Source organism: Candidatus Hydrogenedentota bacterium, assembly GCA_016791475.1.
Taxonomy (GTDB): Bacteria; Hydrogenedentota; Hydrogenedentia; order Hydrogenedentales; family JAEUWI01; genus JAEUWI01.
The window spans coordinates 75804-90536 of sequence record JAEUWI010000030.1 but is presented as its reverse complement, the minus strand read 5'-3'; the positions used below and the strand labels follow the sequence as shown (position 1 = coordinate 90536).

Below are 14733 nucleotides of genomic sequence, written 5' to 3'. Positions count from 1 at the left end.
CCCATAAGACCCATAAGACCCATAAGACCCTTAAGACCCATAAGACCCTTAAGACCCTTAAGACCCATAAGACCCATAAGACCCATAAGACCCATAAGACCCAGTCAATACCCGGAGTTAATACCATGGACCTCGAACAGAAGACGATGCAGCACCTGACCCGGCGCCAGTTCTTTGGCCGCGCCAGCGCAGGGATTGGCACCGCCGCCCTGGCCTCCCTGCTGCAGGGCCCGGCCCATGCCGCGATTCAGAAGCCGGCCTCGGAAGGTCGTGGCGTCCTGGGTCATCCCCACTTCGCGCCGCGAGCCAAGCGGATTATCTACCTGTTCCAGTCCGAAGGCCCCTCGCAGCAAGATCTCTTCGATTACAAGCCCCAGTTGGACGCGCTCCATGGCACCGACCTGCCCGCGTCCATTCGCGGCAACCAGCGCGTAACCGGCATGACTTCGGGACAGGACAAATTCCCCGTGGTCACGTCGAAGTACAAATTCCAGCAGCACGGCGAATCCGGTATCTGGATGAGCGAGCTTGTGCCCCACATCGCCAAGATCGCAGATGACATGTGTCTCATCAAGACGATGAACACGGAGCAGATCAACCACGACCCGGGCATGACCTTCTTCCAGACGGGCCACCAGCAACCCGGCCGCCCCAGCATGGGCGCGTGGCTGAACTATGGCCTCGGCTGCGACAACGACAACCTGCCCGGCTACATCGTGCTCATCTCCCACGGCAGCTCAAAGCGCAACGCCCAGGCCCTCTTCCAGCGGCTCTGGGGTGCCGGCTTCCTGCCTTCTGAGCACCAGGGTGTGAACTTCCGCGCGGGAAAAGACGCGGTGCTATACCTCACGAACCCACCCGGAATCACGGCGGCCACCCGACGCAACATGCTCGACAGCCTGGGCCAGCTCAACGAAATGGCCTACGACGCTTTCGGCGATCCCGAGATTGAGGCGCGCATCGCCCAGTACGAGATGGCCTACCGCATGCAGACCTCCGTGCCCGATTTGATGGACATCGAGGAAGAGCCCGCCCACATCGTGGACATGTATGGCCCCGATGCGCGCAAACCCGGCACCTTCGCCGCCAACTGCCTCCTCGCGCGGCGTCTGGCCGAGCGCGGTGTGCGCTTCATCCAGCTTTTCCACCGCGGCTGGGATCAGCACGGTGACCTGCCAACCGATCTGCCCCTCCAGTGCATGGACACGGATCAGCCCTCCGCCGCCCTCGTGCAGGATCTGAAGCAGCGCGGCATGTTGGAGGACACCCTCGTGGTATGGGGCGGTGAATTCGGCCGCTCGGTTTATTGCCAGGGCTCCGACCTCGTCAACTACGGCCGCGATCACCACGGGCGCAACTTCTGTATCTGGATGGCCGGCGGCGGCGTAAAGCCGGGTTACGTCCACGGTGAGTCCGACGATTTCTCCTACAACATCGTCAAGGACCCAGTCCACGTCCACGATCTGAACGCGACCATGCTCCACATCCTCGGCATTGACCACGAGCGCCTGACCTACAAATTCCAGGGCCGCGACTTCCGCCTGACGGACATTCACGGCCGGGTTGTGAACGAGATTTTGACATAGTCGGGCCCACGGGGCCGCTCCTAACGGACTGATCGGTCGGATCCGGCTGATCGGTCCGATTCTGAAAACCGCAGCGCAGTTCAGGAACCCGAATACCAAGAGGGGCACGCATGCTAAGCCGTCTCATGACCACCCGCGAGCAACTGCTCCTGCTGGGCGTGGCGGTTGCCATTCTGATCGGTGCCGCCGTGCTCATCTGGCGCGGCAGCGGCCACGGGGCGCCACCACCCGACACCTTCGCCGCACGCGATTCATCGCCCTCAGCCAGCGCTTCACAGACATCACAAACTTCCGCGCCGGTCACTGCGCCCGCGAAACCGACTTCCCCACCCGCCGCTACACCGGCCTCGGCAACCGTAGTCGCACCGCCCGCGCCTCCGGCCCGCATCGGTGTGGGCATCCTCGGTGCGGTGGAGAAGGAAGGGCTCTACTACTTCGATGAGGGCGCGCGCGTCCGTGATCTGCTCCGGGCGGCGGGCGGCGCGATCGATGACGCCGATCTCTCCGACATTAATCGAACGGCCCTGCTCATCGACCAAACGACGCTCCTCGTACCGCGATTGGTCCGGCAGGGCGCGCAGGCCTACAGCGACCCACCCGTCACCTACAATCCCACACCCTACACCCGCTCCACGTGGTACCAGTTCAACAAGCAAACCCACGAGCCCGAGCCCGTGGGCTCCACATCACCCGAGGCGCCCCCAATCCCTCAGACGTCGAAAGCGACATCCGGCGGCCTGATCAACATCAACACCGCGACCCAGGCCGAACTGGAAAGCCTCCCCGGCATCGGCCCCGCCACGGCCCAGAAAATCATCGCCTACCGCCAGAGCACCCCCTTCCAGACCATCGACGATCTCGAAAATGTCAGCGGGATCGGACCTTCCAAGATGAATTCCGTGCGCGGGATGATCTCGGTGAAGTAGCGCGGGGACAGCGTCGCCTCGTTTCCGAGTCGTGCAAGGCATTCGTAGAGTCAAGCGGCTGCCCCCGACTGAGCGATATCGTCTGCAACCGGCGAGGCTGCTCTGAAAATATGCGAATGGCGGTATCAGAAAATCGAAAAGGTCTTTGCCAACCCGGGAGTTTACCCCCCTGCCCCCCCGCAAGCGGGGGGAACCTACTCACCAAATTGAACCTCTTGGTCCCCCCCGCTTGCGGGGGGGTAGGGGGGGTAGAACTCGACACGAATTCAACCACTTCGGGTGAGACGAAGCCTCATGAATGACTGTCCCGTGGTGAGCGAGGCGCACACAGACGTTCAACGCGGACTGAATGTCGCGAACATGACTTGCTGAGATTCATCCCGCACGGTTGCTGGGAGTTTCGATTGCACCGCGTCGCGACGTCATACAACAGGACAGCCTCGCCGGTTGATGTTGCACCTGGATCGCATGAATCGCAACTCAAACCCATCGCGCTTCTTGCCCGTCGGAGACACGGGGCGACGCTGTCCCTACGACACCACCGGCAGCCTTCGCCAGATCAAATACACCACTCCGATCGCAACGCGGAGCGCAAACCCCAGCGCACCATAAAGCGCCTCTGTTTCCCGATCACCGAGCAGATGAAGAAAACACGAAGGGATCACCAGCGCCAGAACAATCACCCGCCCCCGCCACCCCGCATCCCATAGAAACATGCCGATAAGTATCCAGGCTATTGACCCGACCCCAGCAATCATGGAGACCTCCTTTTGCGGCGTAGCGCGCGCCACCATGGTACAACTACCGCGCCTTCGGGGCGAATATTCACCGTGGGCCTGCATCCAACGGCTAACGGGAATACCTTCGCGGCATTGCAACTCGGGCGGGAGCCTGCAAAGCCGATACGGCCAGTGTCTGTGTTATGCTCCTTCCCATGAACAGCAAGAAATTCCCAGGCATGCGACTCACCCGATCCGAAGCCACCCCCGTGGAGGACCTTCTCCCCGTGGAGGCGGTGCTCCAACTCAAGGTCAACGGCGCGGCCTACACCACCACCGTGCGCACGCCGGGCGCCGATGAAGCCCTGGCCCGTGGACTGCTCTACACGGAGGGCGTCCTGATCGATCCGACGATTATGCCGAACTATCACGCCATTCCCGACCCCGACACGGGCCTCACGGGCTGCCTGGAAATCACCGTGCCGGAGGCTTCCCTGGCGAAGGAGGTGGCCGGACGGCGCTCGGCCATGGGCAGCGCCTCATGCGGCCTGTGCGGCATCCGCGAACCGGAGGAGTTGCTCATGCTGGGCACGCCTATCGTCGCGCCGCCGAACACGCGGCTCACTTTCGCGACCATCGCGGCGCTCATGACGGCCCTACCCGATCACCAGCCCCTCTTTCAGGCCACCGGCGGCGTCCATGGCGCCATGGCCTTTGCGCCCGACGGTAGTATTCTGGCGCACCACGAGGATATCGGGCGCCACAATGCCGTGGACAAGTGCATCGGCGATCTCCTCAATCAAGGGGGCCTCCAGGATGCCTGCGGCATCGTCGTGAGCGGGCGCATGTCCTATGAAATCGTGTTCAAGGCGTATCAGGCGCGCTGGCCCTACCTGCTGTCCGTGTCCGCGCCATCCTCCCTCGCCGTAGAGATGGCCGAGGCCTTTGGCCTGTGTATCATCGGGTTCTGCCGCGAGGCCCGGGCGACGGTGTATTCCCACCGGGAATTGGTGGAATAGTGAATAGCGAATAGTGAATCAATTGAAATCAAGGTAGAGGCGGGTTGGTTTGACGGGTGCTATTGACTCTGGTCCCATTGCTCAATTCACTATTCTCAATTCGCTATTCTTGATTCGCTCGACCAACTCGGGCTTCCATTTCCCCGCCGCGTCCCGCAATCCCGTTTTCTCCGTCGCCGTATCCTGATAGGACCAGATCCACCAGCCGGCAAAGCCATACGCCGCACACTTCTTCAAGTGCCAGGCAATTCTCTCGGCTTCCGAAGTTCCTTTAGCATCGATAATGCTGTCGGCGAAGTCTATGCCGATCGCTTTGAAGTCCGTGGAGACAATACGCGAAGCCTGGTCTTTTCCAAGAATTTCAACAATCCGTTTCAAGTAGAACTCGCCATCGGGGGCGGGATCGCACATCGGGTAGGTTGACATGGGCCAGTAGTCGGGCGGCAGCCTGAGATCCTCCACGATCCACTGCTTCAGGTTGATGAAGCCCGCCAGACGCTCGTCGGGTGTCTTATTCATCCAGTAGTCGTTGTTTGAAAAAATAGGAAAGACAAAGGGCGCTGCCTTGGGTCGTGTTCCCGCGGCTCTGAAGACGGGCCAGACCTCTTTTACCAATCGCTCCACGGAGGCGATCAGCGCGGGATTGCTGTCATCCGGCCACAAGACCGGCTCCGCCCCGCCCCACTGGTGGTTGCCCATCATGGACCAGAAAGCGATGCTTTCGGGGTGAGCAGTTTTTGCCTCCACATACTCGATGACGCCTTTGTACCACGTGGCGGCCTCATCCCACGGTGATTCATCCGGCCTGGGCCAGTAGGGGGAATTCCCGATCTGGTTCTTCGGGTCCACCGAGTAAGGCACCCACAAATTGCTGGCAAGATCGAGTTCCACCTGAAGCCCGACGTCGTGGCAATCGTCCACGAAGTGGGCCACCTGATCCAGATAGTCCAGGTTCGCCCAGGCTTCCACCGGCCGCCCCGAAACCGGCGCTTCGGATGGGGTCTTCAGCGAATAGGCAATAAGTACGAAAACGGAGACGAGGTTCATGTGCGTTTCCGCGACCAGGCCCTTGAGCTGGGCCTGGACCTCGCTTCGGTGCCCGGCATAGTGCAGGAGCCAGGGATAATTGGGCGTTTCACTCAAGCAGGGATTGAAATAGACGCCCCGAAATCCGCCGGACGGTGTCTCTGCCGAACTTGCCTGAACCAACCCGCCGAAGAGAAACGAGAAAAGGACGAAGCTCGCCAGAACCCGCCGCCTTGCGGGTGTGCGAGCCACTGGGGCATTCCGTTGATTCGTTGAAACCATAGGTGCTTCCCTCGACGCCCCGGAGGCTGTCCGCGTCGGATCGATTGTGCTACACTGCTGCCATTGAAACCGGGCAGCCATCGAGACCGAGTATGAGCGATTCCTTCAAACAGAACAAGCGCTGGACTCCCGCCAACTGGGCGAGCAAGGTTCCCTTCGGCCTCGGCGAGCAGGGCCCGAACAATTTCGCCGAGCTCTTTCGCGCCGGCTGGGAAAACAAAGATGAGCTCGCATTTGCCCTGCGCATCCTGAAGGATGGCGTTTGCGACGGTTGCGCCCTGGGCACTTCGGGCATGACGGACTGGACCCTCGACGGCGTCCATCTCTGCAATATACGCCTGCGCCTCCTGAGACTGAACACCATGCCCGCCCTGGACCCGGCGCTCCTGCACAATGTCGCGCCGCTCCGGGATATGACGAGCGCGGAGCTGCGCGATCTCGGACGACTGCCCTACCCCATGCTGCGCGCACGAGGCGAAAAAGGCTTCCGCCGCATTACCTGGAATGAGGCCCTCGATCTTGTCGCAGGACGCATTCGCCGGAGCACGCCGGAGCGCTTCGCCTGCTACCTTACCAGCCGCGGCGTGCCCAATGAAACCTATTACGCCGCCCAGAAGGCCGTGCGCGCGCTGGGCTCGAACAACATTGACAATGCCGCCCGCATCTGTCACAGCCCGAGCACCTCGGCACTGAAAACCACCGTGGGCGCGGGCGCCACCACCTGCTCCTACACGGACTGGATCAAGAGCGACCTCGTCGTCTTCTTCGGATCGAACATGGCCAATAACCAGCCCGTGGCCACGAAGTACATCCACTACGCGAAGAAGAACGGCGCGAAGGTCGTCGCAATCAACAACTACGAAGAACCGGGCATGGCGCGCTACTGGATCCCTTCGATTCCCGAGAGCGCGCTCTTCGGCACGAAGATCGCCGACCGCTTTTTTCTCGTCAATGTGGGCTCCGACATCGCCTTCATCAACGGCACGCTGAAGTACATTCTCGAAAATGACTGGATTGATCGCGACTTCGTGGAGAACCACAGCGCCGATTTCGAAACCTTGAAAACCGTCCTCGCGGCGCAATCCTTTGAGATGCTCGAAGCCTCCTGCGGTGCGACCCGGGCGGACATGCTCGAATTCGCGAAGATGATTCACGAAGCGAAGCGGGCGGTCTTTGTATGGAGCATGGGCATCACCCAGCATGTCCAGGGCGTGAACAATGTCCGCTCCATCATCAACCTCGCACTCACCAAAGGCTTCGTGGGCCGCGAGGGTTGCGGGCTCATGCCCATTCGCGGTCACTCCGGCGTGCAGGGCGGGGCGGAGATGGGCGCCTACGCCACCGCTTTTCCCGGCGGCCTGCCCGTCAATACGGAGAACGCCGCCGCCCTCGCCGCGCAGTGGGGCTTCCCGGTGCCCGATGCGCCGGGCATGGGCGCGACCCAAATGATCGAGGCGGCGGACCGGGGCGAGGTCGATGTGCTCTTTTCCGTCGGCGGCAATTTTCTGGAAGTACTGCCCGACCCGCCTTTCGTGGAGCAGGCGCTGGAAAAAGTCCCCCTGCGGCTCCACATGGACATTGTCCTTTCGCCCCAGATGTTCGTCGATTCCGGCGAGCACACCCTGCTGCTCCCCGCCACCACGCGCTATGAAATGCCCGGCGGCGTTACCGAGACCAGCACGGAGCGACGCATCATCTTCAGCCCCGAGATTCCCGGTCGCCGCATCGGCGAAGCGCGCCCCGAGTGGCAGGTCTTTCTCGATCTGGCCCGGCGGGTCAAACCCGATCTTGCCGAAAAGCTTCAATTTCTGAACACGGCGGCCATACGCGACGAGATAGCGCGGGTCGTACCCTTCTACGAGGGCATCCAGCACTTGAAGGAAAAGGGCGACCAGTTCCAGTACGGCGGTGCCCACCTCTGCGCGGACTGGACCTTCGGCACGCCCGACGGCAAGGCCCACTTCTTCGCCATCGAGCCGGAGAACACGGCCATCCCCGAGGGTCAGTTCTCCCTGACCACCCGGCGCGGCAAGCAGTTCAACAGCATGGTCCACGCCGTCACCGATCGCATCACGGGCGCGGAGCGCGAAGCCATCCTGATGCATCCCGACGACGCGAAGGCCCTCGGTGTAAAAAGCGGCGACCGGCTGCGCCTAAGCAACAATTTTGGCAGTATGGACGGACATGTGTATCTCGCGCCCGTGCTGCCACGCAATTTGCAGGTACACTGGCCCGAAGGAAATACACTGCTCGACCGTACACGCACCGCACGGGAAGCGGGGGTACCCGATTACAACGCGCACGTGACCGTGACGCCGTTGAAAGAGAACCAGCCGTCGTGAATATTCGTATTGAAGACAATGCTGTGCGCTTCCGCATCAGCCCCCAGGAACTCGCGCGCCTGAACGACGAGGGCCGTCTGGAATCCGCCGTCCAATTGTACACCGAAGACGGCGCCGCCCTTGAAGGCGAATTTATCTATGCCCTGGCTGTCGAGCGGGAGTTCGGCGCGACACGGTGCCGGATCGAGCCAAGCTTCATTCTATTTATCCTCCACCCCGGCGATCTCGCGATCTTGAATGCCCAGCCCGAAGAAGGCTTCGTGCATACGCGCGATTCCGTTGGGGCCGGCGGCCAGCGGCACCTGTTCAAAGCCTGGGTGCAGGTTGACCGCCACAAGAGCAACCCCGAACGAGGGCGAACGAAAAGTTCGCTCTACCGTGAATAGCCCCCCAATTACACCGTCCATACCAGTCGAGCACAGCGGTTCAAACACTTGATCTCGTTGACCAAGGTATCCATGCCTGAACCCGAAACCATAAGCGCCCCCACCGACACCCACGGTCGCCCGATGCATGATCTGCGCATTTCGGTGACGGATCGATGCAATCTCCGCTGCACCTATTGCATGCCTGAGGAGCACTTCGGTGAGAAGTATGAATTCCTTCAGCGGAGCGATTTGCTTTCCTTCGAGGAAATCGCGATGGTGGCGCGTGCGGCGGCGGCGCTGGGCGTGAAGAAACTGCGCCTGACGGGTGGCGAGCCCTTGCTGCGTCGCGATCTCCCGGTGCTCGTGGGGATGCTGCGCGAGATTCCGGGCATCGAGGACATCGCCCTCACCACCAACGGTCTGCTGCTGCCCCAACTCGCGCAACCGCTCAAGGACGCCGGTGTGGATCGCATCACGGTGAGCCTCGACTGTCTGGACGACGCCATATTGGAGCGAATCAGCGGACGACCCATCACGTCGGCGCAGGTCCTGGCGGGGATCGACGCGGCGCGGGACGCGGGCTTCACCAAACTGAAAGTCAACGCGGTAGTCCAGCGCGGCGTGAATGACGACCAAATCCTGCCTCTGGCCGAGCACTTTCGAGGTACCGGCGTCATACTCCGCTTCATCGAATTCATGGACGTGGGCACGCTCAACCATTGGAATCTGGCCGCCGTCGTGCCCGCAGCCGAGCTGCGCGATGTTATCGCCGCGCGCTATCCACTGGAGGTCACCGCGCCGAACTACGCGGGCGAGGTGGCCGCGCGTTACCGCTACGCGGACGGTCAGGGCGAGATCGGCTTCATTTCCTCCGTGACCCAGCCCTTCTGCCGCGATTGCACCCGCCTGCGCCTGGCGCCGGATGGGGACGTGTACACGTGCCTCTTCGCCGGCCAGGGACACCCGCTGAAGCCGATGCTCCGCGCGGGGGCCACGCTGGCGACGATAACCGATAAACTTCGCGGCATCTGGACCCATCGCAGTGACCGCTACTCCGAAATTCGCACTGAAGCATCAGTACGATCCGAAAAAGTGGAGATGTATCACATCGGCGGGTAGGGACAGCGGCGCCTCGCGACTGAACCAGGCGGAGTGAATTGATCGTAGCGCTCAGTACTTTCGTCAGATGACTTGCACTCCGACCGGCGCGGGTGTCCTGTCGCTTGCGAGGTGGGCCCGCACAATCACCGAACACCCGCTTTGCATAGGTGACCGAAGAGCAATATCCGCCACGAACAAGCAGTTCCCATGATTGCACTTGATCGCGACCTCAGAGGACAGGACAGCCGCGCCGGTTGTGGCGTACCAGGCACGTAATGGCGTACTATTACCAATGGGCAGTCCGCTTCGCCGTCCGAGTCGCGTGGCGCCGCTGTCCCTGCGATGGAGCTTCCATGTTTACCCATATCGATGAAAACAACCTCCCCGGCGTGGTGGATGTGAGCGGCAAAACTGCCACGCTGCGCACGGCCACGGCACGGAGCATCATCACGGTGCCCGACGCGGTCATGGCGGCGCTGGTGGATGGCGAGATCCAGACGAAGAAGGGCCCCGTGTTCCAGACGGCGATCATCGCGGGCACCATGGCGGCCAAGCAGACCAGTAACTTGATTCCCCTGTGCCATCCCCTGCCCCTGGAAGGCTGCAAGATTTCGATTGTGGCCCAGCCGCCGAATGATATCGTCATCGAGTGCAGCGTGAAGGTTCACCACAAGACGGGCGTGGAGATGGAGGCCCTCACGGGCGCGAGCATCGCCGCCCTCACCATCTACGACATGTGCAAGGCTTTTTCCCACGATATGGTGATCAAGGAAACGCGATTGATAGAAAAACATGGTGGCAAGCGCGATGTGAAGAGGGATCCTTTGAGTCCGACCTGAGCTGTCGCGCCTGACGGCGCTCAATCACAGCCGAGACGGCTGTGCCACATTCTCTGCAGACGTCATGCCCCATCAGACCCATACGACCCATGACTCCACCCGCAAAACCCCTCACTATCACTTACTACGCCATCCTGCGCGAGCAACGGGGCCTCTCCGAGGAATCCCTGGAAAGCGCCGCCGCCACGCCGGGCGAACTCTACGAGGACCTCCGCGCAGCGCACGGCTTCTCCCTGACTTCCCACCAGCTCAACGTAGTAATCAACGACGCCTTTCAGCCGTGGAACACGCCGCTGAACGCGGGCGACCATGTGGTCTTCATCCCGCCGGTCGCCGGAGGCTGATCATGTTTTCGATCTCCACCGAGCCCCTGGACCCCCAGGCCCTGCGCGCGTCTGTGCGTAATGTACGGGCCGGCGGCTACGCCTCTTTCGAGGGCTGGATCCGCGATCACAATGAAGGCAAGGCCGTCACCGCGCTGGAGTACGAGGCCTACGAAACGGTCTGCATCACCGAGGGCAATACCATCATCGCCGAGGCGAAGCGGCGTTTCGGCGTGCTGGAGGCCCGCTGCGTCCACCGGGTGGGTGCGCTCGATCTGGAAGACATGGCCGTCTGGGTCGGCGTGAGCGCCGCCCACCGTGGTGAGGCTTTCGACGCCTGTCGCTACATCATCGACGCGGTAAAGCACCGCCTCCCCATATGGAAAAAAGAATACTACGCGGACGGCGACTCAGGCTGGGTCAACTGCGAGCGATGCGCCCATAGCCATGGGCCCGCCCTCGCGGAAAACGACTACTACGCCCGCCAGACCAACCTGAAGGACGTGGGCGAGGCGGGCCAGGATAAACTGCGCCGGGCCAGCGTGCTCATCGTGGGTGCCGGTGGACTCGGCTCGCCCGCCGCTCTCTATCTCGCCGCCGCGGGTGTGGGACATCTGGGAATCTGCGAACGCGACACGGTGGCCCCCTCGAACCTCCATCGCCAGATCCTCTTTCGGGCGGCCGACGTGAGCAAGTCCAAAGCCCTTCTGGCCCGCGACGAACTCGCTGCCTTGAATCCCTTTATCACCATCGAAATTCACGAAGAGCGGATCGGCCCCCACAACGTGGATCGCATCATTGCCGGGTATGACGTTCTGGTCGATGGCACGGACAATTTCGAGGCCAAGTTCCTCCTGAACGACGCCGCCGTGCGCCAGGGCAAAGTCCTGGTCCAGGCGAGTATCTACCAGTATGAAGGCCAGCTCTTCGTCTACCATCCCAAGGCGGGGGGGCCCTGCCTGCGCTGCCTCTGGCCCGAGGTTCCGGAGCCCGGCTGCGTGGGAAGTTGCGCGGAGGTCGGTGTGCTCGGCGCGGTACCCGGCGTACTGGGTTCGCTCCAGGCCATGGAAGTGTTGAAGCAGATCCTGGATTTACCGGGCAGACTGCAGGGCGATACGGTATTTTTCGATCTTCTCTCCCTCCGGTCCCGCCGGGTGCGCGGTTCGCGCAACCCCGCCTGTGGGGTATGCGGGAGCAAGGCCCCCACGGAACCCGCCCCCCCGGAAGAACCCCTGGAAATCGAGGCCCATGAACTGGATGAATTAGCGGAATCCTTCAGCCTCATCGACATACGGGAAGCAACGGAACAGGATTATCCCCTGCCCCGGGGGGCCTTCGCCCTTCCCGCGAGTCAGTTTCCGCCGGATGGCGCCAATCTCGATTGGCCCAAGCCCTGGATCCTGTGTTGCGCGCGGGGTATGCGGAGCCGGTACCTTGCCATTGCCCTGCGCCGGGCGGGCCACCCCAGGGTCTATTCTCTGACGGGCGGTGCGAACGCCCTGCGGCCCCAAAAAGAATGCGGCCATGACCAGCGCGATTGACTTCGACGCCTTGATCCTCGCGGGCGGCGAGAGCCGGCGCATGGGTACAGACAAAAGCCTCCTGCCCTTTGGCGGGCGTACCCTCATTGAGCATATCGCGGACCAGTTAATTCCGATTGCACGGGAGGTCCGCATCAGCACCGGCGGCCAGGCCCTCCACGCCGGTCTGGGCCTTCCGCTGGTGCCCGATATCCAGCCCGGTTTCGGGCCCCTGATGGGCATCGCTTCAGGGCTGCGGACGTCGTCGCGCGACTGGACGCTGGTCGTGGCAACCGACATTCCAGAGCTTCCCCTGAAACTGCTGGATACACTGTGGGAATACACCGGCGGCGCGCGGTGTATTGTTCCTAGGACCTCCGATGGTCGGATTCACCCCCTTTTTGCACTCTACCACCGGACGCTGGCCGAAGAAATGCTGGCCTTCCTCCACCGGGGAGAGCGCCGCGTGCTCGATTTTATCGGGTGCTGCGGGGCCACGATCCTGGAGGCGCCAGCGGTAAAAATTGCGAATTTGAATGATCGAAGCGCCTACGAAGCGGCCCTGGAGTGGCCCCCGAATGCCGGGGCCGAAACCTCATAATTTCTCTAGCCATTTGGACTACCTTTGGCTATAATGTTTTCCTAGATCAGTTGCCCCGCCACCGCAGGTCATCATGGGATGGCGCGGCAAGAAGACGAGCCCGGGTTGCTCACCGATTTTTAACCCCATTTTTCCGCATCATGCGGTACAATGGCGGAGCGATAGGTTAGTGGACAGGTGGCCGCAGCAGGAAGTGCGGCGTTTTGGATGTCATATTGGTTTGGCTGGCCCGAAATAGATCGGCCTGTTGGACAAGCCTTGGGTCCGGTACTGGTGCTGCCAGTTTCGGGCGTGGAACTGCCGGGTGATTTGTGCGGTTGATCACCAGGTGGTGGAATTCAGGAAACGCACAGGATCGACGAGACCAGACGGAATGAATATCTACGCAGGGAATTTATCGTACTCGGTAACGGATGAGGACTTGAAGGAGATCTTCGGGGCATATGGCGAGGTATCCCGCGCCAATGTCATCAGCGATCGCGAAACCGGGCGCTCCAAGGGCTTCGGCTTCGTCGAAATGCCCGTGGACGCCGAAGCGAAACAGGCCATTGATTCGCTTAACGGCAAGGACATCAAAGGGCGCAGTATTAACGTGAACGAGGCGCGCCCCCGTCCTGAACGCCCGCAACGGGCTCCGCGCCGCTACTAACCCACGTAGCGCCATCGCCATAACAGGATTAAACCTGCGGCATCCTGCCCTTTTTCAAAAAACGGGCGGGATGCCGAAGGGAGTTTTTTGTTTGCGCGGAGTTTCGCCCCCGCCACGCCCGGGCGAACCTCCCCAAACTTCGCCCGCGCCCCGAGGTCACCATGATTCGTTACGAAGACGCCGTCGCCCGCGTTCTACAGACGGCCTGGCTGCTTGAACCCGAGCGCATCCCTCTGGCCACCGCGCTGAATCGAGTCCTCGCCGAATCCGTCTTCGCCGACCTCGATATGCCCCCCTTTAACAAGTCCTCCATGGATGGATACGCCTGCCGCGCAATCGACGCTTTCACGCCCCTGCATGTCTTGGAGCATGTACCGGCGGGCCAGGTGCCCCGCTTTGCCATCACGCCCGGTTCGTGCTCGAAGGTCATGACCGGTGCGCCGATCCCCGACGGGGCCGACTGCGTCCTTATCGTGGAAGAGATGGAGGAGCTGAGCGCCGATCAGGTCCGCTTTACGGGCAGCCAGCCGCGCAGCCATATCGTCCCCCGGGGCGACGACCTTCGCGCGGGGGATCGGGTGCTCGAATCGGGCACCCTGCTTCGACCGCAACACTTGCCCGTACTGGCTTCCGTCGGCTGCACCGAGCCCCTCGTTCGTCGGTGCCCGAGGGTTGCCGTAATTGCCACGGGCGATGAACTCGTATCGCCCACAGTCGCACCCGGCCCAGGGCAAATCCGCAACAGCAACAGCGCCCAGCTCACGGCCCTGGCCCTGGAGGCAGGCGCGCGGGCGCGTGACCTCGGGATCGTGCATGACAACGAGTCAGACCTCCGCGCCGCGTGGGAGCGTGCACTGGCTGATCACGATGTGGTCCTCAGCACGGGCGGGGTCTCCATGGGGGACTACGACCTCGTGCCGGATATTCTCAAGCATCACGGATTCGAAACGCATTTTGACCGCGTGGCCATCCAGCCGGGGAAACCAGTGCTCTTCGCCACCCACCCCGACAAAGCGTGCTTTGGCCTCTCGGGCAACCCGGTTTCCAGTTTCCTCCAGTTCATGCTCTTCGCTGAGCCCTTTCTGCGCAAGCTCCAGGGTACCACAAGCCAGGCGCGCGTCGTCCCGCTGGTACTGGGGGAAACCTTTACCCGTCGCAATCCTGGCCGGATGGGCTGGGTACCCGTGCGCATCGACGAAGCCGGCCGGGTTCGGGCCATCGAGTTTCACGGCTCCGCCCATATCAACGCCTTCACTACCGCCGATGGCCTCATCGCATTTCCTATGGACGTGGACACGCTCCAAGAGGGCGATGTGGTCCCAGTGCGTTTATTGTGATGCATAATGTTGCAGGGACGGCAAAGACGGAAGGCCACTTTTACCTGGTTTCCCTGATGCCCCTGTTGTCCCTGCAAAGAGTTTCGTATTCCCAG

At 61.9% G+C, this 14733-nt stretch carries 14 protein-coding genes; 12 read left to right on the top strand and 2 right to left on the bottom strand.

The window, feature by feature from the left end; genetic code table 11:
- The first annotated feature begins 125 nt into the window (after positions 1–125).
- Positions 126–1586, top strand: a complete 1461-nt coding sequence (locus JNK74_16600) for a DUF1501 domain-containing protein (GenBank protein MBL7647804.1) — start codon at positions 126–128, stop codon at positions 1584–1586.
- Between the two features lie 110 nt (positions 1587–1696).
- Positions 1697–2512, top strand: coding sequence for a helix-hairpin-helix domain-containing protein (locus tag JNK74_16595; protein MBL7647803.1), 816 nt, complete (start codon positions 1697–1699; stop codon positions 2510–2512).
- A gap of 530 nt (positions 2513–3042) precedes the next feature.
- On the opposite strand, the gene JNK74_16590 is transcribed toward JNK74_16595, so the two are convergent.
- Positions 3043–3270 (bottom strand): hypothetical protein, encoded by a 228-nt coding sequence (locus tag JNK74_16590; protein ID MBL7647802.1) that lies wholly within the window; start codon positions 3268–3270, stop codon positions 3043–3045.
- A 200-nt stretch (positions 3271–3470) separates the two neighbouring features.
- Here JNK74_16590 and JNK74_16585 point away from each other — a divergent pair, with 200 nt between their 5' ends.
- Positions 3471–4250: a formate dehydrogenase accessory sulfurtransferase FdhD gene (locus tag JNK74_16585; protein ID MBL7647801.1), complete on the top strand. Its 780-nt coding sequence runs from the start codon at positions 3471–3473 to the stop codon at positions 4248–4250.
- Between the two features lie 81 nt (positions 4251–4331).
- Here the strand turns inward: JNK74_16585 and JNK74_16580 are convergent, their stop codons facing one another.
- Positions 4332–5528, bottom strand: coding sequence for a hypothetical protein (locus JNK74_16580; GenBank protein ID MBL7647800.1), 1197 nt, complete (start codon positions 5526–5528; stop codon positions 4332–4334).
- A 122-nt stretch (positions 5529–5650) separates the two neighbouring features.
- Here JNK74_16580 and JNK74_16575 point away from each other — a divergent pair, with 122 nt between their 5' ends.
- From JNK74_16575 to JNK74_16535, 9 genes are all read left to right on the top strand, one after another.
- Positions 5651–7900 (top strand): FdhF/YdeP family oxidoreductase, encoded by a 2250-nt coding sequence (locus JNK74_16575; protein MBL7647799.1) that lies wholly within the window; start codon positions 5651–5653, stop codon positions 7898–7900.
- The gene (locus JNK74_16570; GenBank protein MBL7647798.1) at positions 7897–8286 is read left to right on the top strand and encodes a hypothetical protein; all 390 of its coding nucleotides are present in this window, start codon (positions 7897–7899) and stop codon (positions 8284–8286) included. Before JNK74_16575 ends, JNK74_16570 begins: the two co-directional genes overlap by 4 nt.
- Before the next feature lie 72 nt (positions 8287–8358).
- Positions 8359–9387 carry a GTP 3',8-cyclase MoaA gene (gene moaA, locus JNK74_16565; GenBank protein ID MBL7647797.1) on the top strand — a complete coding sequence of 343 codons (1029 nt, stop codon included), beginning with the start codon at positions 8359–8361 and terminating at the stop codon, positions 9385–9387.
- Positions 9388–9722: 335 nt separating this feature from the next.
- Positions 9723–10208 carry a cyclic pyranopterin monophosphate synthase MoaC gene (gene moaC / locus JNK74_16560; GenBank protein ID MBL7647796.1) on the top strand — a complete coding sequence of 162 codons (486 nt, stop codon included), beginning with the start codon at positions 9723–9725 and terminating at the stop codon, positions 10206–10208.
- A gap of 89 nt (positions 10209–10297) precedes the next feature.
- Positions 10298–10552, top strand: coding sequence for a MoaD/ThiS family protein (locus tag JNK74_16555; GenBank protein ID MBL7647795.1), 255 nt, complete (start codon positions 10298–10300; stop codon positions 10550–10552).
- A 2-nt stretch (positions 10553–10554) separates the two neighbouring features.
- On the top strand, positions 10555–12072 hold the full coding sequence (locus JNK74_16550; GenBank protein ID MBL7647794.1) for a ThiF family adenylyltransferase: 1518 nt from the start codon (positions 10555–10557) through the stop codon (positions 12070–12072).
- The gene (locus tag JNK74_16545; protein ID MBL7647793.1) at positions 12056–12652 is read left to right on the top strand and encodes a molybdenum cofactor guanylyltransferase; all 597 of its coding nucleotides are present in this window, start codon (positions 12056–12058) and stop codon (positions 12650–12652) included. Before JNK74_16550 ends, JNK74_16545 begins: the two co-directional genes overlap by 17 nt.
- A 373-nt stretch (positions 12653–13025) precedes the next feature.
- Complete coding sequence (locus JNK74_16540) at positions 13026–13301, top strand: RNA-binding protein (protein MBL7647792.1); 276 nt, start codon at positions 13026–13028, stop codon at positions 13299–13301.
- Between the two features lie 161 nt (positions 13302–13462).
- The gene (locus JNK74_16535) at positions 13463–14638 is read left to right on the top strand and encodes a molybdopterin molybdotransferase MoeA (protein MBL7647791.1); all 1176 of its coding nucleotides are present in this window, start codon (positions 13463–13465) and stop codon (positions 14636–14638) included.
- The last annotated feature ends 95 nt before the right edge of the window (positions 14639–14733 follow it).